Origin of the sequence: Legionella wadsworthii DSM 21896 = ATCC 33877 (assembly GCF_000701265.1) — a bacterium.
In the GTDB taxonomy this organism is placed as follows: Bacteria; Pseudomonadota; Gammaproteobacteria; order Legionellales; family Legionellaceae; genus Legionella; species Legionella wadsworthii.
The window spans coordinates 415203-434976 of record NZ_KL370760.1 but is presented as its reverse complement, the minus strand read 5'-3'; the positions used below and the strand labels follow the sequence as shown (position 1 = coordinate 434976).

Genomic DNA, 19774 nt, shown 5'->3' with positions numbered 1-19774 from the left:
TTTTGGGAATCAATTACGAGATCATCCATACACCACCACATCACCAGCTTTTAACCCCGTTTCAACCACCACTGAATCGGCTTGTGCAGCACCTGTTGTGATGACTCTTTTTTCAATGGAACCTGATTTGGTTTTGAGACGAACAAGACTTTGCCCTTTTTCTCTCTTAATCGCGTTGATGGGAATAATCAGTTGTTTTCCACTATCTACTTTTAACTCAATTGACGAGCTCATACCCACTTTAATCCATTGCTGCTGCTCTGGGGTGAGTTCCTTTACCTCCACAACTGCTGTAAAAAAAGGTAATCCATTGTTATTTGTGGCTTGGGCATTTACAGAAACCAGTTCTCCTTTTAATTGATATTTACCAAAAGCAACTCCCGTCACAATCGCTTCCATACCTGCTTTAATTTGCGTGATATCAATTTCAGGAACATCGATCTCGATTCTTATACCCGATAAATCGCCAATAAGGCCTATTACTTGGCCAGGTTTCACAGTGGAGCCTACCGTGACACGGACACTTTTATCCTCACCTGCTTTAGGGGGATATAGCAGCACCCCATCTCTGGATGCTTTTAAATGAATGGTATTATGCTGTGATGCTAATATTTTTTTTATCTTTTCAAAATCACCCAAACTTAATGCGGATAAATTTTTGGGACTACTTCCATCAAGCTTTTCTAACATTTCCGTGAGTTTATGTGTTGATTGCATCAATGTGATTCGGCTTGTATCCACATTGGACCTTTCGCTCATGTAATTATTTTTAGACAATAAGCCAGAATCCCATAGATCTTGAGTTCCCACAAACTTGGCTTTTGCGATGCTGTAACTGTCTTTTGCTTTTAGATACTCGGTTAATGCATCATTAAACTGTTTTTGTAAATCTGTTGAGTTGAGGGTTAAAATCACCTCATCTTTTTTTATCCTTTGGCCATAATGAAAATTCATTGTTTCCACTACTGCTTCCATTGGACTGGCCAAGGTATTCTCATGCAAAGGTTGTACTGTACCTGTAAAATGTAAGGTCTTCTGGAGCGCCTGCTCTTCTACTTTATATTCATTTAACGCTACAGTTTTTTGCTTTTCTTGATTCCCGCAAGAAAACAAAAAAGTACATGTAAATAATAAAATAATTATTTTTGATATTTTATAATACCTGTTCATCCACCATACCTTAATTTAATTTGCCAATGTTCCAGCGTGGTTCCCAAGGTTCTTTGCAAATTGGATATCTGATTAAGATATGCAATTTTAGCACTAATAAGACCTGATTGTGCCTGGATCAACTGATTTTGTGTATTATTTACGTCCAAAGCGCTGGCTATTCCGGCTTGCTGTTTCTTTTTTTCCAATGTATAAGATTGCTCAGCCAGTTTTACTTGCTTTTGGGCTAACTGGTAACGTTTCGCCAAACTGTTTATATTATTAATTGTATTCGTGATGTTGGTGATCAGGGCGCGTTTGGTCGCCAATAAATTTAAACGATCTTTTTCCAAGCGCACTTTTGCATTAATTAACTGGCTGCGTCGGCTGATATCATGAAAGGGGACAGTTAAAGTCACACGAGCTGCTTCGGTAATATTATTCCCGTTGTAGATACCTTTTAAACCTCCATTGACACCTGTAACATCATTTAAAACACCGCTTTGCACATTACCTGAAACATCCAATTGCCATAGTTGTTGGTTTTTAGCCACTTTATAAGCTCGTTCGTCTGCTCTTAGCGCAATTTTTTGCGCCAAATAAGCCGTATTGTTTTTTAATGCCAAATCAATAGATTGCTGCAAATTAGGTACAGAGATTTTTTCCAAAACCACGTCACTTGGAACAGAAATATGCATCTCTGGGTCTAAGCCTATGGTTTGCAAAAGATCCTGTGCTGCAGTTTGAAAATCATTTTCTGCTTGTTCTACCATTAAACTTAATGATTCAATTTGATAGGATTGTTGAATATTTCCTGTCGGCTCCAATTGACCGGCTTTTATCTTTTTTTCATTAATTTCATAGGATTTTTTAGCTTCTTTTAGTTGTAAGCGCTGATTTTGCAAATTGTTTCCGCTCAAAGTCAGAGTGCGATAAGCGACTATAACCTGCGTGACTTGGTCTGCGACGGATTGTTGTAAATTCAGTTTGTTTAACCATTCATTGTCTTTGGCATCCAGGAGCGCTGCTTCGTTGACAGATTTGCCAAATCCTCTTAATAAAGGTTGGGTTACAGAAAAATTTAAGACAGGATTGTAATTATTATTGTCATTGACATTATTATTAATGGATAAATTAGCTTCAGTTCCGTGTTTTGTTCTCAAATTGAATTCAGGACTCGCTAAGAAGGTCCGGGTGGTACCTGTACCGACCCCGTTGAAAGTACTTCTTTGAATGACTCCCGATGCGCCTAAAGCATATTGTAATTCAAACTGGTTATTCGCCAAACGTAATTGGTAGCGTTGGACAATGCGATCGAGCTCTGCATTTTGAATATTAGGGTTATAACGTAGTGCCAACAAAATAGCTTCTCTTAGACTTAGGTGATGTACTTTTTTACTGCGTGAGGAAGGGGAAGTAGGCAAATCGATCCAATGATGCAGCATGTACTCAGGATTTTCTATTGCTTGCTGCAAGCGAACTTCTGCTTGCTCTGCGGGAAAGCTTTTAGCAGGTGAAAGCGGCCACGCATTCATTGCAAATAATAAAAAGGAAATAACCCAAAAAATTTTTATCTCTTTACACCTGAAAAGAAAATTGTTTCGTAACATCATTTTTTGTTCCAGAACGCAAATCGCTGCATATCCTGTAAGCGTAAAGCAGTTAATTGGCCACCCCAAAAACATCCTGTATCTAGAGCATGTATTTTAGCATGGGGACAATTTCCCATTAAAGCAGCCCAGTGACCAAAAATAATATCCGCATCAATTTCTTTTCGAGACGGTACGTCAAACCAAGGATAAAGATTGGTCGGAGCTTGAGCTATGGTTCCCTTGTAATCCCAATCGATTTGTCCTCGTTCATTACAAAAACGCATGCGCGTAAAATAATTTGTAATAGCACGCAGTCTATCCATTCCCCTTAAAGCATCAGCCCAATAGTTGGGCTGATTTCCATATAAGTTAGATAAAAAATGAGGGTAGTTCTCTCCAGCGAGAACTTCTTCTAGTTCCTTAGCCAATTGTCTTGCCTGGTCTAAATCCCATAACGGGCAAATCCCGGCGTGACACATCACCACATTAAACTCGGATGAATAGTATAGAATAGATTGTTTTCTTAACCAATGGCCCAATTCCTCACCATCATCTGCATCCATCACTTCATGTAAGGTATCATCATGACCTTTCCAGGGTCTGTCACCAAATAAAGTCGCCAGGAGGTGTAAATCATGATTCCCTAGAGTCACTCTTGGTGCGATATGCAAGGAACTCACAAAGCGCAAAACCGCTAAAGAGTCTGGTCCCCGGTTTACTAAATCACCAACAAACCACAACCGATCGGATTTGTCATCAAAATCTATGATTTCTAATAAACGTTGTAGGGGATCATAACATCCTTGCACATCACCAATAGCATAATCAGGCACCGTTTTTTGCTCCTGGCCTTAAGGAACTCCCTTCATGCTCTATCACTTGCCATTTGCCTTTAGCATCTAATTTTTGCAACGCACTCGCCACCCCTTTGTTTTGTTGCTGAATAAATTGGCTGGTAAATTGAGCTTTATAAATCAATTCCGTAGCAGACATTGACTCTACTTTTCCATTGCCTGGATGGAATACTTTGACCGATTCTGGGATAGCAAGGGCATACTTAGAAAATACAATACCGGTCTCCATTTGTTTGTTGGCTTCAAATCGACTTAAAACACCGCCATCGGCAGCGCGATTGTGAAGTCCTAAGGACAAGAACCCGTTTTGCGCTGCTTGCCAATTTTTATATTCTGGATGTTCTCGTACAAATAACTGGAACATTTCAGCACACATCAACATACCACCAGGTACCATAAACAACGGCGCTTTATTAACCATAATGCGCCCCTCATCTAAAGCTTTAATCATCCATTGGATAAATTCCATGCCTACAGCTTGTTCTTTTTCAAGCAAACTTTCTGGTTGTCCATCAGAAAAAGTTCCCGCACGATATCGCCCGCTACCATGCGCAGATATTCCTTTTCCCATAAACTCGAGTAAATAGCGTTGGATGGCAATGGCTTCGGCGCGGATAAGGATCGCACCCAAGGTACCAGCAGAGGCTTCATCTTCATTCAATAACGCAAGCCACACTGAGAGGACTTCAGCATTGGAAGCTATCCAGGCAAAACCACTCGAAGGCATAAGTTTTTTAGCAAGCAATAGATTGAGCCGACGTCTAAATTCTATTTCAGATTCTTTTTCAAACTCATAGAAATAATAAATTCCGGTGTTGGTCATATTCCCTAGTAAAGGGTTCCATTCTTTTAAAAAGTTGCCGTTTGTGTCATAAAGGCTCACTCGGTAGTCTACAAATAGCTTACCAATTCCTTGAAGAATAGCGGCTGAAAAAAGGGCATATTGCCAAAGTTTTTGTTCTTCAGAATAAGAATCTGGCTGATCCTGTACCATGAACTCCTGAAATAAACTCAATGCAGCTTCGGTTCGATTCAATGCATGATCGACCAAGCCCCCTTGCTGAGAAAAATAGCTGTGCGCTGTTTCAGGTAAGTTTTGACAATAATTGACTAAGTTTTCAATAAGATTACCACATAAACTGTCATATCGAGCCGTTTCCAGGGCCGATAACATTCTCATTCTTTCAAGTAAAGCCTGTCTCTTATCCTCAGATAAAAAAAGAGTCGCAGTGACAATGCGGGTCAAATCTTTTAAAGATTTACCCTGTGAAGACAAAGAAACTTTACGCTGACGTTGACGATGAAACAAGGCCATCTCCATAATAATTTAATAACTCCAATTAAAATTAAAGTCCATGATGATTAATTTTACACTAATTGGAAATAAATTTCGCTAGTTGAACATATTCCGCAATAGAAATTTGTTCTGGTCTTTTACTTCCATCAATACCTAAAGTGTCTAATTCCTCAACTCTTATTATCCCTTTCAAATTGTTATTTAACGTTTTGCGGCGCATAGAAAATGCACAAGCCACCAAACGTTCCAACTGCGCTACAGACACTTTTTCAAAGGGAGATTCACGATGGGGTATCAGTCGAACCACCGCTGAATCTACTTTAGGCTGTGGATCAAAAGCCTCAGGGGGAACATCAAACAAATGATCCACCGCACAGTGATATTGCAGCATCACCGTTAATCGCCCGTAGGCCTTACTACCCGGTTGCGCTGCCATACGCTCTACCACTTCTTTTTGTAACATAAAATGCATGTCTTCAATATACGTCGTAAACTTCAATAAATGGATTAACAAAGGTGTGGAAATATTATACGGTAAATTTCCAACAACTCTTAGATGGGGTCCAAAGCGGCTGTAATCAAGGGTTAACGCATCTGCAGCAATTAAATTTAACTTTCCTCGTGCGTGGGATATTTCAGATAAATGCTTTTGCAAATCGGTATCAATTTCCACCGCAGTTAAATGATTTAAATGACCGAGCAAAGGCACCGTCAATGCACCAAGGCCCGGCCCAATTTCCAGCATATTATCTTCCGCTTGTGGGTTAATGGCGCGTACAATGTCATTAATGATATGTCGATTGTGTAGAAAATTCTGACCAAAACGTTTACGTGGGCTATGCCTCACTTTATTCATCCCATATGGGTAAAATGCCAATTATAACGTGCATCTCCAATAAAAAGTAGCCGGTATGCTCGATGTAATACCCGTACTCTTTCAGAACGAACCTTAATGTGGCGTATCATGATCCAGATAAAATTTATATAGCATATAGGTGACAATTTGGTGTAAAATTCGGCCACTATGAATAAGGGCTGAAATCATTATGTCTTATCGAAAAATGTTGAAATCCAAGATACACCGCGCTTGCGTGACCGAGGCTGACTTGGATTACGAAGGAAGCATTACGATTTCTCCAGAGCTTCTTAGAGCAGCAAACATATTACCTTATGAAGCAGTGAATGTATGGAACGTGACCGCAGGAACACGTTTCGAGACTTACGCCATTACGGGCAAACCAGGATCCACTTCAATATGCGTTAATGGCGCTGCCGCACATTTAGTGACCCCTGGTGATATCGTAATTATCGCCTCCTTTACCCAGATATTAGAAGAAGATTGTGCCAATATCGTTCCAACTGTAGTTTTTGTGGATCAATTTAATCGCTTACGCGAAATTCGCCCTGAAAAAATTGGAGTGAAACATCACGAATCCAAAGAACTTGTCGAAAACTAAAAAATCTCTCTCTCATTCTTGGGAGGGAAACCAATTAGAATAAACCTATGTTACATCATCTTTTAGAATTAAGACGTAGAGGATTGCAGACTTTAATTTGGTTCGCCAGCTTGTTTTTTATATTTTTCTTCTGGTCTAATGATTTATATCATCTTTTGGTGAACCCTCTTCTTCATAGCCTTTCGACCCAAGAAGGCTTAATTGCAACCCAAGTGACTTCTCCAGTTTTCACGCCACTTAAACTGGCAGCAGATACAGCCCTGTTACTAACCGCTCCTTTTTCTTTATTTCAATTCTGGCGTTTTATCAGTCCTGGACTCTATCAAAAAGAGAAAACGACATTACGCATCGCCTTAATTTTCAGTCTGGTACTTTTTATCGGTGGCGTTTTATTTTGTTTTTATTTGGTTTTGCCTTTCATGTTTCATTTTTTTGCACACGCCTTACCTAAAGGTGTACGCTTTATGCCCGACATGGCTATTGCTCTGGATTTTATTACCCGAATGCTTTTAATTTTTGGTTTCTGTTTTCAAGTGCCATTGATTTGTTTTGTTTTAGTGCGTCTACACCTCATCGACGTATCCACCTTAAAAAAAATAAGACCTTATGTCATTGTAGGCGCTTTCATTGTCGGCATGTTGCTTACCCCCCCAGATGTTTTTTCACAAATTATGCTTGCGGTCCCCTTATGTTTTCTTTATGAAACCGGCATTATTTTGGCAGTTTATTTTAAATAAGCTTTAAAATTCTTTTAAAAAGCCATAGTGACCATTTAATAGACAATTAATCTATCTTATAATGCCTTCTTTTTTTTCAATTAGATGTGAGATGTAAAATGATCAGCAAAGAAGATTTAATTCGTCAACGCACAGAAAAACAAGAACTACTGACACACCTGAGTCAAACAATAAGGAAAGAAAGAGAACTACTTGAGGAATTAAAACAACAAAAGCAGATGAGGGTGAATCTTCTTGGCAATTCGAAACAAGCGAATAAGAAAATCATAGAAAGGGATATACCCCGTATTTTTAGTCTTGCTCAAGAAATTCCTGGTTCTTCATTGGGCCTGGATATCGATGATAAAGAGGCTGTACTGAAATATGTCCAGGATCAGATCACTGCTCTAGAAGAGGTGCAAAAGAAAACTAAAGACCTATCTGATAAAACGATACTTGAAAATAAATTATTACTAGCTGTTCAAAGTCATTTAAGCGCAGGGTATAACCAAAAGACTTTGGCAGATCTTGCTAATAACTCTGGTATCACAGGGTACAAAAGCAGAGGGTTTCCTTTACTGTTGGATATACTTGGGGAAAAACAAAGTGATTATTTTTTAACTTTCGAATCAACAGACAGACAAAATTTAACTAAAGCCGTTTCTAAAAAGTTGGAAAGTTTGGCTTTTCCACTGAGTGTAGATGCTCAAGCTTTGTCTGAATTAGCTTCGGCTCTCGGGGGTTTAGAAGAAATTAAAAAAACGCTCATGCAGAATTATGAAGGTAAAGAGAGGGTTACGGAAGAATTGCACCAAATTGAACAACAGATAACCCACAAAGAAACAATTACTATCAGGGAACTCGCCAGACAAGAAGAAGATCTGCAACTGGAGATCGACTTGATAAACCGCCAAATTACGGAATTGCAAGTTGCAACTCGAAGACTTCTCGCCATCGATTGTATCCAACTTCTAAATGAATACATCATTGATCGTAATTCTCATTACCATACTAAGGATTTGTTGAGCTCAGAGGATAAGGAGACTCGCAATCAATTTATTAGTAGTTTAAATGATGAAAACAATGGACTATTCAAAGTATATATGGAGACAGGCCATAGTGATGATTTAATTCAAAAGATTACCACCGAAATCGGCAAATTTCCAGGCATCAAAATGCAGGCTACATTAAACAGGGTTGTCGTTAAATTAATGGATGCTGATGATAATGAAAAATTAAAAAGTTCGGATGAAGAGGCCAGTAGGATTCTGTTAAATTTTGAAGAAAAAGGAGGCCGATATAAGGCGTTTTCGGAAAAAATTAAGGGGCTTTCTTTAAAAATTGCTGAGTTAAAAACTTTTGCTGCAACTTTATCACCGGTTGAAAAAGACATTATCGAAGGTCTAGCTGATTCGCTTCAAAATGATGTCGCATTGTTGATATGCCAAAACCCTGAGGAGCTTCCTAGCAAAGAATCTTATACTCATTTTGAAATGAAATTTAAAGCCAGACTACACAGCCAAGATGATCTGATGAGCGAGCATTTTTCTTTTGGTGAAATTGTCGCAAATATCCTTTTCAGTCTGGTGACTCTTGGAAAGTTGCTTTATACCAAGGCGAAAACAGGAAGAGCATCATTTTTCTTTGATAAAACAGAAGCTCAAAAAGAAATGGAAGCCCCTGTTGATAATGCTTTGGAAGGTTTAAGCAGCTTATTTAACGAAAACACCATCTAAAATTCCATTGTCCGTTTTATCTGGGGAAAGCGCCAAATCTCTCTTGGCTCTTCCCCTTATCTTTCTTTGAGAATTCGTTACTCCCCTAGCTAAAAAAATATCCATTGGTGTTATCATGCAACCCAATTTTTTTCTTACCGATGCAACTTATGTTTTCTGATAAAAAACTATTAACCCATCTCCAAACTCAAGAGCATTTACAGAAGAGGACTTCATATTATTTTACTGAGATAAACCAGATTTATGCGATATACGGAGCGACATTGAAGGAAGAATTAAAAAAAACACTCCTCAATAAACTCGATCAACCTAGTAAATTGGCGATTCTTTTAGTCGATTTACAAAATGATTTTGTATTGCCAGGTTTTGCTCTATATGTCCCTGATGGAGAAAATACTTTGATAAGCAACATGGCTTTACTGGATGCAGTGACTGAGCTTGTAATTTCTTTCCCGGAACTATGCAATCGAATAGAACTCATTACCAGCCAAGATGCACACGTTTACAAAAGAAATGGTATGAGTCCCGATGCTCAAACTTTAAAAGAAAGTTATGGAGAAGAGCACATAAGAAGAATATTGCAAATCGAATACAATGAGCTACAAAATCTAAGTCCTGAAAATGGACAATATGGATTGCATTGTCTTTGCGGTACGATAGGGGCGGCTATAGCTCAGCCCATTGGGATCCGCTTAACTCATTTACAGAAAAAAATTGCTATTTATCGATTTGCAAAAATTAATTTCTCAGCCCCAGAAGCAGGAATACAACTGCAATCGAATATTGACTTGAGTGATTCTAAGTTTTTAACCGAAATAAATCCGGTTTATGCGTCTCCCGCTCTTTCATTTCTGAAGTTTTTTCAAAATAAAGATTACAAAGAGATTCTCATCACAGGGATTTGCGGAAATATCTGTGTGCAGCAGGCAGCGGAAGGCTTAGCTAAAGCAGGGGAAAAGGTATGTGTTGTGGATCCCTGCGTTCACTATTTAATTATTCCAGGAATGAGCTCTTATCATGAAATCAAAGCATCAGTCCAGCAGTCTTATGATGCAAAAGGAATAATGACCCTGGAGCATCATTCATTTCCATCGAACTATCAATGGAATAAAGAGAGCCAGTGGCTAACCCATGAGGAACACACGTTAGCCTAATCCGATGGTTAGGAAGCAAACCAGTAATTGACTCCCACACGGATCAATTGGCCATTATATCGGGAGGTGACGCTCACTGCATTAGCAAACAAAGATTGACCAGCGCTCTGCCCTGAATTAATAAGGCTGACCAATGGAGAGGCATCATAAGACACAGAACCTAAATCATAATACAAATACTCTAATTTGGTACTCCATTGACTATAAATTTTCCATTCTAAAGACCCTCCGACAGTCCACCCTTTTTGGATGTGGGAAGCCCCCCCTTCGCTCATAAAAGTTCTCATCAAATTATTTGCTGTACCAAGATAACTCTGAGTTAATTCGGTAACTGTTTGACTACCTCCATAAGCATATCCCCCTGATGCGGCCAACAATAATGAAGGTGTAGCCAGTATGCCAAAACGTCCTCTTAGCGTACCTAAATACTCTAACCCATGAGTCAAAACAAGATTCGAAGCTATTTTTGAAGTGGTGAATCCAGGAATAGCATAAACATGTGACGCATAACGAGAATGATCGTTGGGCGCTATCCCCTGAATGTCCGTTTCAATTCCTACAACAAAGGGTTTTAATAAATAGGAAGCCCCAAATTGTCCGCCCCCTATAAAGCCTTCATCGTGAGAAGAAATAGAAAAGCTTCCTCCCGCTATTGAAGTCGATGCGGCTAATCCTGGTGAAGATGATGGAGAGGGTAATGTCATGATATTAGAAAGATGCGTTTGCGCCTTATTATGAGTAGTTACATATCCCCCATTAATTCCCAAATAGATACCGGTCCATTCTTCAAATGGTGAGGACACAGCACTTAGCGATGAACTGACTCCATAGAAACAGCCCATTAAAAAAATAGGTATTCTTTTCATTAGTTTACACTCAATCCAGCTGGTATTTCCTGAAATCATGTACTCTTTTAACAGGGTACGTCAATCCCCGCCCCCTTATATTCAAGCTTTTTTGATGTATACCGATATATTATGCAGGATGCTCACCCTTAGAGGCTTATATGAATAAAATAGCGCAATTTAATATTGGTGATTTAGTCATTCACAAAAACAGCCGCTACAGAGCCATAGTTGTTGATGTTGATCCCATTTTTCAGGCTTCTGGCCGCTATAACCCGCAAGCACACAAGCGTGCATTCGCTACAAGAAATCCCTGGTATCGTTTATTGGTTGATGACAGCAGCCAAATTACTTATGTGGAAGAGTGTATGCTGATAGCCGATACGAGTCAGATGCCGATTAACAATCCTTACCTTCGTTTTTATTTAAAAGAACAGGAAGGCCATTACTGTAATGCAAACGCCAAACATTGATTTATTGGATGTACATGGAAAAGGGAAACGGAATCATAAACCATTTCGTTTCCCTTTGTATTTTTTAAGTATGACGCACAATTAGAATTAACAATGCCACAAAACCAATTAAAACAAGTGCTAAAATACCCATGGTATAAAAACTTTTATTTAAATTTTCTTTGCTAAATTGATCAGGTCTTCCTTTAATCGTTCGGTACAGTATAAAAATTATTAATCCCGCGCCTATGAGGCCTAAAACTTGATATAATGTTTCCATAAATATTCCTTATTTTGCTTCAAAACTAAAAGCGTCTGAAAATAAATGAGCGGGCGAAACGCCACTATGGACCAATGCATCGCGTGTGCTGTATACCATATCAAAGGGACCGCTAATTACAATCTGCCATTCATTAAGATCTTTGGGATGTCTTGCCAGGACAAAAGAGACTAAAGGTATGGAATTGTCTTCTGAGACTGAAGAAAAATACTTGAAGTGATCCACATGAGCTTGCCAGTTGATAACCTTTTCATCCATATATAAATCATTTTTTAATCGTGCGCCCCAGAATAATTCAAAACGGCGTGTATCTGAAGAAGATAATAAGTGCTCAATCATGGCTTTTACCGGTGCAAATCCAGTACCGCCTGCGATAAAAAGAATGGGGCGGATAGGGTCTAAATGTTCTATAGAGCATGTACCAAAGGGTAAGCTTATCGTCACAGAACCATATTTTTTGATGTGGTTAAAAAGCCTCTGATTGTAAGGATTTTCCAAACTATGGCGGATATGCAATTCATATTTGTGGGATCCTAAAGGAGCATTCGCAATGGAATAACTAAAAGCATCTTCGCCAAATATGATTTGTAAATATTGTCCTGCCTGATAAGCCACATATTTTTCAGGTACCAAAATTAATCGCATAATACTGTCAGTCAATGGCGAAATCTCTTCTACCAATGCTTTGATTTTTTTCCCTTTCATTCGTCTAATCCCAGAGCAGACCAATATCCATTAACCCTTTTTAAGATCTCTTCATCCATGATAATGGGTTCTCCCCACTCTCTTTGGGTTTCTCCTGGCCATTTATTGGTCGCATCCATTCCTATTTTGGAGCCCAAACCAGAGACAGGTGAAGCAAAATCCAGATAATCAATGGGCGTATTTTCCATCATCACTGTATCTCGAGCAGGGTCCATCCGCGTCGTCATTGCCCAAATAACATCCTGCCAATTCCTGGCATCAATGTCCTCATCACAAACAATGACAAATTTGGTGTACATGAATTGTCTTAAAAAAGACCACACAGCCATCATGATGCGTTTTGCATGCCCTGGATACTGTTTCTTTATTGTGACGACAGCCAAACGATAAGAACATCCTTCTGGCGGTAAATAAAAATCAACAATTTCTGGAAACTGCTTCTGCAGTAAGGGTATAAAAACCTCATTTAAAGCCAGTCCTAGAATTGCAGGTTCATCAGGCGGTCGTCCTGTATAAGTACTGTGATAAATGGGATCTTTTCTATGCGTGATCCGTTCAACAGTAAATACGGGAAAAGACTGCACCTCATTATAATAACCTGTGTGATCGCCATAGGGTCCCTCCGGTGCTTCAATTCCTGGTTCTATATAGCCCTCTAGAATAATTTCCGCACTCGCGGGGACATGCAGTTCACTGCCAATGCACCGGGTCAATCGTGTACGTTGACCGCGCAATAGTCCTGCAAAAGCATATTCTGACAAAGTGTCAGGTACAGGAGTTACTGCAGCAAGGATGGTTGCAGGATCAGCACCTAAGGTGACGGCAACCGGGAAACGCTCCCCGGGATATGCCTTTTGCCATTCCAGGTAATCCAAAGCACCTCCTCTGTGAGATAGCCAACGCATAATCAATTGGTTTTTACTTAATAATTGCTGACGGTAAATTCCCATATTCTCACGGTTTTGGTGGGGTCCCTTAGTAGTCACAAGCCCCCAGGTAATTAGGGGGGCAGCATCTTTAGGCCAGCAGGTTTGGATGGGTAAGGAATAAAGATCGACCTTGTCTTTTTCCCAAACATAAGTCTGGCATTCTGCCCCGTTTACATATTTTGGTGCCATATTCAGGGCTTGTTTTAAGAGAGGCAACTTTTGGAATGCATCCTTAAACCCTTTAGGAGGATCAGGTTCCTTTAATGCGGCCAATAACTTACCCACCTCCCTTAAGGCACTGATGTTGTCTTCTCCCATTCCCATAGCAACCCGCTCCACTGTCCCGAACAAATTAGTCAGAACAGGCATTTTTTGGTTCGGGGTATTGGTAAACAGAAGAGCAGGACCGCCAGCACGTAAGACTCTATCACTAACGGCAGTCATTTCAAGATAGGGTGATACAGGATGCGCAATGCGTTTTAATAAATGACGTGATTCCAGTTGTTCAATAAAATCTCTTAAATCAGAGTATTTCATGAATAATCCCCTTGTAGCCTGGGTGAGCGCAAAGCTGTAACCCGGGGAAGTCTATACAAAAAAAACCCAGGATCGCGATGCTTCACCCAGGTTCCACTGAATACGTTAGAATAGTAAATTTTACTCTTGACGTTTCATTGCATCAAAGAACTCTGCATTCGTTTTATGGTTTTTCATGCGTTCAAGCAAGAATTCGATAGCATCACATTCATCCATAGATTGCAGAATTTTACGTAAAATCCAGGTGCGTTGCAGATCTTCAGGACTTAATAATAGATCTTCACGGCGAGTACCGGAGCGGTTGATGTTAATGGCGGGGAAGACGCGGCGTTCGGCAATATTACGACTCAAGTGAATCTCCATATTACCAGTACCTTTAAATTCTTCGTAAATCACCTCATCCATTTTAGAACCGGTGTCTACCAAAGCTGTAGCGATAATAGTCAAGCTGCCACCTTCTTCAATATTACGCGCAGCGCCATATAAACGCTTGGGCCTTTGCAGCGCATTGGCATCCACACCACCTGTTAAGACTTTGCCCGATGAAGGAATTACCGTATTGTACGCGCGGGCAAGACGGGTTATTGAATCAAGCAAAATGACCACGTCACGCTTGTGCTCTACCAAACGCTTGGCTTTTTCAATGACCATTTCAGCAACTTGGACATGGCGGTTAGCGGGTTCATCAAAGGTACTGGCTACTACCTCACCTTTCACAGAACGCTGCATTTCGGTCACTTCTTCAGGGCGTTCATCAATTAATAAAACGATGAGGTAACATTCGGGGTAATTCTTTTCAATAGAACGCGCTATGTTTTGTAACATTAATGTCTTACCCGCTTTAGGTGGGGAAACAATCAAACCGCGCTGTCCTCGACCAAAAGGCGCACATAAGTCAACTACTCTCGCAGTCAAATCTTCCGTACTGCCATTTCCTTGCTCCATCACCAAACGCTGTGTAGCGAATAAAGGAGTAAGGTTTTCAAATAAAATTTTTCGTTTGGCACTATCAGGTGAATCATAATTGATTTCATCAACTTTCAACAAAGCAAAATAACGTTCACTGTCTTTTGGAGGACGAATTTTGCCTGAAATGGTATCGCCAGAACGCAAACCAAAACGCCGGATTTGGCTGGGAGATACATAAATATCATCCGGACCTGCCAAATAAGAGCCATCGGCAGAACGCAAAAAACCAAATCCATCTGTTAATACTTCTAAAACTCCGTCACCGTGGATGTCTTCACCTTTTAAGGCATGTGCCTTAAGGATGGCGAAAATGATTTCTTGCTTGCGCATACGCGAAGGATTCTCGACACCAATCTCTTGTGCGATATTAAAGAGATCGGCAATAGGCAATTGCTTTAGTTCACTAAGATTCATACTTCTCACTTGATTTGTTGATTAATCGAATTGGTTATCCGGGAAAAATATTATTAAGAATAGCAGCTAAGGATTCTGCTGCCTATGTGATATATTTATAATTATAATTATATCACATATTGCAGACAGGCTATCACAGCTTGCGTGAAAGATACAACATTTTTATCTAGAAAATTAAAAAATTACACGTGGCTTTCAACAAAAGCACTTAATTGGGATTTAGAAAGCAAACCCATCTTCACTGCTTCAACTTGGCCGTTTTTAAATAAAATTAAAGTAGGAATACTCATCACCCCATATTTTGATGGAGTCTGTGGATGTTCATCGATATTAATTTTAGCAAATATGACTTGCTCACCGTGAGAAGCAGCAACTTCTTCTAAAATAGGTGTCAATGCGCGGCATGGACCACACCATTCAGCCCAAAAATCAACTAAAACAGGCTTGTTCGCATTGAGTACATCATTTTCAAAGCTCGCATCTGTTACCGTTTTAATAAGATCACTCATTTGTTAACCTCAGTTATTATTGTGAATATGCCAAACGCTTCATTTGCATTAAAAGATTCGTTCATTTGGCATTGCTTAAATGTAAATCCCCTAAAAAATTCACATTCCTTACTTTAGCCAAGAAGATTGAATGCGAATCATCTATTTTTTCGCAATGGATGCATTAAGAAAAATGGCCACAGCATTATTATAGATCACCACCCACTGCTTGCAATATACTTAATGCGGTAATTGCAGCAGTTTCGGTACGTAAAATTCTTGGTCCTAAGGATAATGACTGGAATCCGTGTTTCATCGCCAACTGAACTTCATGATCACTTAACCCGCCTTCAGGACCGATAATCAAAGCGATTGCTGAGGGTCCAATCGTATAATCTCTCCACTTTTTATTTTTCCCTGGATGAAGAATTAATTTTAAATCAGCTGTAGTTTGAGCAATATAGTGTTCCAATGTCATGGGTGGATGGACCAGAGGAATTGTATTTCGACCTGACTGCTCACACGCGGCAATAACAATTGCTTGCCATTGATGAAGTTTTTTCGTCAAACGTCCTTGATCTAATTTCACAACACAACGCTCTGTCATAATAGGCGTGATACTGGCGACCCCAAGTTCCACTGCCTTTTGCATGACAAACTCCATGCGTTCCCCTTTAGATATAGCTTGGGCTAAATGCAGGCTTAAAGGGGATTCTCTGTTTTCATGTTTGGTAGATTCGATAATGACAGTAACTTGTTTTTTTTTCACTGTTTCAATGGTTGCCTCAAACTCTCTATTGTCACCACAGAATAAAGTGAGGCGCTCACCTACCTTCATACGTAAAACTACGCCGACATGTTGGCTTGCTTCGGGAGATAGTTCTAAAAGTTGACCTGTATGATAGTCACCTGCTTGATAAATTCGTACTGCTCTCATGGTTATATTCTTTTAGGACATAGGCACTTTGCTTGCCCAATACTATAACAAAAATTACTTATTTTTGCCCCGTGTGATAGAATTTTTTATTTCAACGCAGTAAGGAATTCAAAGCCATGAGTAAAACACGTATAGAAACGGACAGCATGGGTGAAATCGCTGTTCCGGCGGATAAATACTGGGGTGCGCAAACCGAAAGATCATTACATCATTTTAATATCGGTAAAGACATTATGCCTCGAGAAGTGACCCACGCCTTTGGAATTTTAAAAAAGGCTGCCGCTTTAACTAATTTGGATTTAGGTAAATTACCAAAAGAGAAAGCCGAACTGATAGTACGGGCTGCCGATGAGGTCAGTAATGGCTTGTTGGATAATCATTTTCCTTTACACGTATGGCAGACAGGAAGCGGGACCCAATCGAACATGAATGCCAATGAAGTAATTTCTAATAGGGCTATTGAATTGGCTGGGGGAACTATGGGGAGTAAATCACCCATTCATCCAAATGATCACGTCAATATGTCCCAATCATCAAATGATACATTCCCTACCGCCATGCATATTGCAGCAGCAGTTGCCTTTAAAAAGAAACTCATCCCTGCAGTAAAAAATTTACGTGATGCATTCGCTGTAAAAATGAATTCATTCAAAGATATCGTTAAAATCGGGCGAACTCATTTACAAGATGCAGTCCCCATCACTTTAGGCCAAGAATTTTCAGGTTATGTCGCACAGCTGGATGCATGCCTTCAAAGGCTTGAAGGCGTATTACCGGAATTGTATGAGTTGGCTGCCGGAGGAACCGCTGTTGGTACAGGTTTAAATACACATCCTCAATTTGCAACCAAGGTCGCAGAACATATAGCTCAAATCACCCAATTGCCCTTTGTTACTGCAGAAAATAAGTTTGCCGCTTTGGCATCCCACGAGCCATTAGTCAATGCTCATAGCGCCATGAAAGCTTTAGCTTGTGCCTTAATGAAAATTGCAAATGACATCCGTTGGCTGGCTTCTGGCCCTCGATGTGGCATCGGTGAATTAATCATTCCTGAAAATGAACCGGGATCCTCGATTATGCCAGGTAAAGTCAATCCAACACAAAGTGAGGCCATGACGATGGTCTGTGCTCAAGTATTGGGCAATGATGCGACGGTAGGCATTGCAGACAGTCAGGGTAATTTTGAGTTAAATGTGTTTAAACCGGTCATTATTTTTAATGTACTGCATTCACTGAATTTACTGTCTGACACCTGTCAGTCTTTTCAAGAATTTTGTGCTGAAGGAATCGAAGCCAACCACCAGATGATCGATTATTATCTGCATCATTCATTGATGTTGGTGACTGCACTAAACCAGCATATAGGGTACGATAAGGCTGCTAAAATTGCCAAAACTGCACACCAGGATAACTCCTCCCTTCAAGAAGCTGCAGTGAAACTGGGAATATTAACAGCTGAGCGTTTTGCTGAATTGGTAAAACCAGAAGAAATGATTGCTCCTCAGTAAAAAACTCTTGAAAATCCAATTCAAGCTATATAGCATACTCGCCCTTTCATTTGACTGGGTTCTCATGCTAAAGAGAACCTCAGTCAAATGATTGGGATTTGCGAAGCAAATAGGACTTTGCTTTTAAAAACTTGAAGGATGAATTTTAAAATAGATTTTTAGAACAGAAGGTTAGAGTTATGAAATTAAAAGGAACTATTCACGCATCATCACACATTCAAACAGCAGATCACAAGAATGCAAGAACCTCACATCAAGGAAATGAAAAGTCATGTAAGAAGAAAATGACTTTCTTTGGCGATCGCTCTTCTCGACAATTTGCACGAAATGAAATGGTTCAAGACGGGCTAGAATTAATGCAGATTCAAAATGAAATGGAAGAAGCCCGTATAGCCCGGGAAGAAGAATCCCGACAATGGACAATCTAGTTCCTTAATTAGTGTAACAAGTTCAAGCTCCCGGTAAAAAAGAATATCTCTACTGGGAGCTTTGGACCAAGAAAATTATGACATTACCATTCGAAATTGACCGCCCCATTATATGCTACCGAAGATTTCCCCGCAGTTGCTACCCCTGCCTTAAAAGCGATATGTTCAGATCCTCTAAATCCCATGCCACCAGCTACTGCGGTCTGACTGTTATACCCACCAAAACCAAGACTTAGGTTAAACTTACCTACACCGTACGGTTGGAATAAGCCAGAAAGTGCAGCAGAAGAAGCTAATCCTTTCTGTAATGTTTTATCAAAATTATCTAATCGTTCCGATAACCCATATACTCTTCGCTCCAGTGCATTAATACTGCTCGCACTGTTTTCCATATTTCTGACGACATTATTGAGCTGAAAGACATTGACTGCATCTGTATCCTCCACTCCTGCAGCAACATTTGTTATTTGTCGTTGTTGTGTTGCATTGCCAACAGAAACAGTATTTGCTCTATTGGCAACTGAACTCGAACCAACGGCAACAGAATTGTCTGCTCCAGCTTGCGCGTTAGCTCCAATCGCAGTAGATGATGTACCCGTCGCAGAAGCAGAGGCTCCGTTGGCTGTCGCATTCAATCCAGATGCTGTTGCGTTAGCCCCACTTGCAGTTGCGCGACTACCAGATGCATTGGCTTGCACTCCCATTGCCATACTCCCGAAGCCGCTTGCGATAGAATTAGATCCTACTGCAGTAGAAAAATCTCCCAATGCAACAGCAAATGAACCATTCGCTGTCGCACTGATTCCTGATGCACTAGCGTACGCACCATGGGCAGCTGCATTAATACCAGAAGCATTTGCTTGTTGACCTGTTGCCGTCGAACCCGCACCTGAAGCCAAAGAGCCTGCTCCGGTGGCAGTTGCCGAATTTCCTGCTGCTGAAGAGAACACACCATTTGCGGTGGCATTTGTTCCCGATGCAGAAGCATTTGCACCAGTAGCCGTTGCATTATTCGCTGAGGCATCAGCCAACTGGCCTGTAGCTGTGGCATTAGTTCCTGAAGCGGAAGAACCTACCCCAATCGATGTGGCGGTGTCACCCGTCGCTGATGAGGAGTCTCCTACTGCTGTAGAACCAATTCCGGATGCAGAACTGTTGGAACCTGTGGCCGTGGCATTACTCGCTGATGCATCCGCCTGCTGCCCGGTGGCAGTTGCATTAGTCCCTGAAGCTGTAGAGCCTACTCCAACCGATGTGGCAGTGTCACCCGTCGCTGATGATGCATCACCTACTGCTGTGGAACCAAGGCCTGAGGCAGTACTGTTGG

Annotated in this window: 20 protein-coding genes; 7 read left to right on the top strand and 13 right to left on the bottom strand. The window is 40.4% G+C overall.

Annotated elements, in window-relative coordinates; all coding sequences use genetic code 11:
- Positions 1–21: 21 nt before the first annotated feature.
- From BU07_RS0113595 to rsmA, 5 genes are all read right to left on the bottom strand, one after another.
- On the bottom strand, positions 22–1170 hold the full coding sequence (locus BU07_RS0113595; protein ID WP_031566904.1) for an efflux RND transporter periplasmic adaptor subunit: 1149 nt from the start codon (positions 1168–1170) through the stop codon (positions 22–24).
- Positions 1167–2684: a TolC family protein gene (locus tag BU07_RS0113590; protein WP_242601890.1), complete on the bottom strand. Its 1518-nt coding sequence runs from the start codon at positions 2682–2684 to the stop codon at positions 1167–1169. Before BU07_RS0113590 ends, BU07_RS0113595 begins: the two co-directional genes overlap by 4 nt.
- Positions 2685–2758: 74 nt before the next feature.
- Entirely contained in the window at positions 2759–3574 is an 816-nt protein-coding gene (locus tag BU07_RS0113585) for a symmetrical bis(5'-nucleosyl)-tetraphosphatase (protein WP_031566899.1), read from the bottom strand.
- Positions 3567–4916, bottom strand: a complete 1350-nt coding sequence (locus tag BU07_RS0113580) for a conjugal transfer nickase/helicase domain-containing protein (protein WP_031566897.1) — start codon at positions 4914–4916, stop codon at positions 3567–3569. The genes BU07_RS0113585 and BU07_RS0113580 overlap by 8 nt, the downstream gene beginning before the upstream one ends.
- Before the next feature lie 52 nt (positions 4917–4968).
- Positions 4969–5739 (bottom strand): 16S rRNA (adenine(1518)-N(6)/adenine(1519)-N(6))-dimethyltransferase RsmA, encoded by a 771-nt coding sequence (rsmA, locus tag BU07_RS0113575; RefSeq protein ID WP_031566895.1) that lies wholly within the window; start codon positions 5737–5739, stop codon positions 4969–4971.
- 199 nt (positions 5740–5938) lie between these two features.
- On the opposite strand from rsmA, the gene panD reads away from it, so the two are divergent.
- The 4 genes from panD to BU07_RS0113555 all read left to right on the top strand — a co-directional run bounded on the left by panD (position 5939) and on the right by BU07_RS0113555 (position 9955).
- Positions 5939–6349 carry an aspartate 1-decarboxylase gene (gene panD, locus BU07_RS0113570; protein WP_031566893.1) on the top strand — a complete coding sequence of 137 codons (411 nt, stop codon included), beginning with the start codon at positions 5939–5941 and terminating at the stop codon, positions 6347–6349.
- 47 nt (positions 6350–6396) lie between these two features.
- The gene (gene tatC, locus BU07_RS0113565) at positions 6397–7086 is read left to right on the top strand and encodes a twin-arginine translocase subunit TatC (RefSeq protein ID WP_031566891.1); all 690 of its coding nucleotides are present in this window, start codon (positions 6397–6399) and stop codon (positions 7084–7086) included.
- Positions 7087–7184: 98 nt separating this feature from the next.
- Complete coding sequence (locus BU07_RS0113560; RefSeq protein ID WP_031566890.1) at positions 7185–8801, top strand: hypothetical protein; 1617 nt, start codon at positions 7185–7187, stop codon at positions 8799–8801.
- Positions 8802–8950: 149 nt separating this feature from the next.
- Complete coding sequence (locus BU07_RS0113555; RefSeq protein ID WP_174888855.1) at positions 8951–9955, top strand: isochorismatase; 1005 nt, start codon at positions 8951–8953, stop codon at positions 9953–9955.
- 8 nt (positions 9956–9963) lie between these two features.
- On the opposite strand, the gene BU07_RS0113550 is transcribed toward BU07_RS0113555, so the two are convergent.
- Entirely contained in the window at positions 9964–10821 is an 858-nt protein-coding gene (locus BU07_RS0113550) for an outer membrane protein (RefSeq protein ID WP_133134465.1), read from the bottom strand.
- Positions 10822–10961: 140 nt separating this feature from the next.
- On the opposite strand from BU07_RS0113550, the gene hspQ reads away from it, so the two are divergent.
- The gene (gene hspQ, locus BU07_RS0113545; protein ID WP_031566885.1) at positions 10962–11273 is read left to right on the top strand and encodes a heat shock protein HspQ; all 312 of its coding nucleotides are present in this window, start codon (positions 10962–10964) and stop codon (positions 11271–11273) included.
- Positions 11274–11337: 64 nt separating this feature from the next.
- On the opposite strand, the gene BU07_RS0113540 is transcribed toward hspQ, so the two are convergent.
- The 6 genes from BU07_RS0113540 to BU07_RS0113515 all read right to left on the bottom strand — a co-directional run bounded on the left by BU07_RS0113540 (position 11338) and on the right by BU07_RS0113515 (position 16511).
- Positions 11338–11532: a hypothetical protein gene (locus tag BU07_RS0113540; RefSeq protein WP_031566883.1), complete on the bottom strand. Its 195-nt coding sequence runs from the start codon at positions 11530–11532 to the stop codon at positions 11338–11340.
- A 9-nt stretch (positions 11533–11541) separates the two neighbouring features.
- Positions 11542–12237 (bottom strand): NAD(P)H-flavin reductase, encoded by a 696-nt coding sequence (locus BU07_RS0113535; RefSeq protein ID WP_031566881.1) that lies wholly within the window; start codon positions 12235–12237, stop codon positions 11542–11544.
- A complete protein-coding gene (ubiD, locus tag BU07_RS0113530) occupies positions 12234–13703 on the bottom strand; it encodes a 4-hydroxy-3-polyprenylbenzoate decarboxylase (RefSeq protein ID WP_031566878.1) in 1470 nt (489 codons plus the stop codon). The genes BU07_RS0113535 and ubiD overlap by 4 nt, the downstream gene beginning before the upstream one ends.
- Positions 13704–13823: 120 nt before the next feature.
- Positions 13824–15086 (bottom strand): transcription termination factor Rho, encoded by a 1263-nt coding sequence (gene rho, locus BU07_RS0113525; RefSeq protein ID WP_031566875.1) that lies wholly within the window; start codon positions 15084–15086, stop codon positions 13824–13826.
- Positions 15087–15268: 182 nt separating this feature from the next.
- Positions 15269–15595, bottom strand: a complete 327-nt coding sequence (trxA, locus tag BU07_RS0113520; RefSeq protein WP_031566873.1) for a thioredoxin — start codon at positions 15593–15595, stop codon at positions 15269–15271.
- Positions 15596–15782: 187 nt separating this feature from the next.
- Positions 15783–16511 carry a 16S rRNA (uracil(1498)-N(3))-methyltransferase gene (locus BU07_RS0113515; RefSeq protein ID WP_031566871.1) on the bottom strand — a complete coding sequence of 243 codons (729 nt, stop codon included), beginning with the start codon at positions 16509–16511 and terminating at the stop codon, positions 15783–15785.
- 116 nt (positions 16512–16627) lie between these two features.
- Between BU07_RS0113515 and fumC the strand changes: the two genes are divergently transcribed.
- Together fumC and BU07_RS0113505 are read left to right on the top strand one after the other, a co-directional pair.
- Complete coding sequence (fumC, locus tag BU07_RS0113510) at positions 16628–18019, top strand: class II fumarate hydratase (RefSeq protein WP_031566869.1); 1392 nt, start codon at positions 16628–16630, stop codon at positions 18017–18019.
- Between the two features lie 179 nt (positions 18020–18198).
- Complete coding sequence (locus BU07_RS0113505; RefSeq protein WP_031566868.1) at positions 18199–18447, top strand: hypothetical protein; 249 nt, start codon at positions 18199–18201, stop codon at positions 18445–18447.
- An 83-nt stretch (positions 18448–18530) separates the two neighbouring features.
- Here the strand turns inward: BU07_RS0113505 and BU07_RS16840 are convergent.
- Positions 18531–19774 (bottom strand): YadA family autotransporter adhesin (locus BU07_RS16840; RefSeq protein ID WP_035899132.1); only part of this gene is annotated, 1244 nt, incomplete at its 5' end.

Bases quoted from the DNA above. Each gene is read 5' to 3' on its own strand.
- BU07_RS0113595 (WP_031566904.1), bottom strand. From the start codon at position 1,170: ATGAACAGGTATTATAAAATATCAAAAATAATTATTTTATTATTTACA.
- BU07_RS0113590 (WP_242601890.1), bottom strand. From the start codon at position 2,684: ATGAATGCGTGGCCGCTTTCACCTGCTAAAAGCTTTCCCGCAGAGCAA.
- BU07_RS0113580 (WP_031566897.1), bottom strand. From the start codon at position 4,916: ATGGAGATGGCCTTGTTTCATCGTCAACGTCAGCGTAAAGTTTCTTTG.
- panD (WP_031566893.1), top strand. From the start codon at position 5,939: ATGTCTTATCGAAAAATGTTGAAATCCAAGATACACCGCGCTTGCGTG.
- tatC (WP_031566891.1), top strand. From the start codon at position 6,397: ATGTTACATCATCTTTTAGAATTAAGACGTAGAGGATTGCAGACTTTA.
- BU07_RS0113560 (WP_031566890.1), top strand. From the start codon at position 7,185: ATGATCAGCAAAGAAGATTTAATTCGTCAACGCACAGAAAAACAAGAA.
- BU07_RS0113555 (WP_174888855.1), top strand. From the start codon at position 8,951: ATGTTTTCTGATAAAAAACTATTAACCCATCTCCAAACTCAAGAGCAT.
- BU07_RS0113550 (WP_133134465.1), bottom strand. From the start codon at position 10,821: ATGAAAAGAATACCTATTTTTTTAATGGGCTGTTTCTATGGAGTCAGT.
- hspQ (WP_031566885.1), top strand. From the start codon at position 10,962: ATGAATAAAATAGCGCAATTTAATATTGGTGATTTAGTCATTCACAAA.
- BU07_RS0113540 (WP_031566883.1), bottom strand. From the start codon at position 11,532: ATGGAAACATTATATCAAGTTTTAGGCCTCATAGGCGCGGGATTAATA.
- BU07_RS0113535 (WP_031566881.1), bottom strand. From the start codon at position 12,237: ATGAAAGGGAAAAAAATCAAAGCATTGGTAGAAGAGATTTCGCCATTG.
- ubiD (WP_031566878.1), bottom strand. From the start codon at position 13,703: ATGAAATACTCTGATTTAAGAGATTTTATTGAACAACTGGAATCACGT.
- rho (WP_031566875.1), bottom strand. From the start codon at position 15,086: ATGAATCTTAGTGAACTAAAGCAATTGCCTATTGCCGATCTCTTTAAT.
- trxA (WP_031566873.1), bottom strand. From the start codon at position 15,595: ATGAGTGATCTTATTAAAACGGTAACAGATGCGAGCTTTGAAAATGAT.
- BU07_RS0113515 (WP_031566871.1), bottom strand. From the start codon at position 16,511: ATGAGAGCAGTACGAATTTATCAAGCAGGTGACTATCATACAGGTCAA.
- fumC (WP_031566869.1), top strand. From the start codon at position 16,628: ATGAGTAAAACACGTATAGAAACGGACAGCATGGGTGAAATCGCTGTT.
- BU07_RS0113505 (WP_031566868.1), top strand. From the start codon at position 18,199: ATGAAATTAAAAGGAACTATTCACGCATCATCACACATTCAAACAGCA.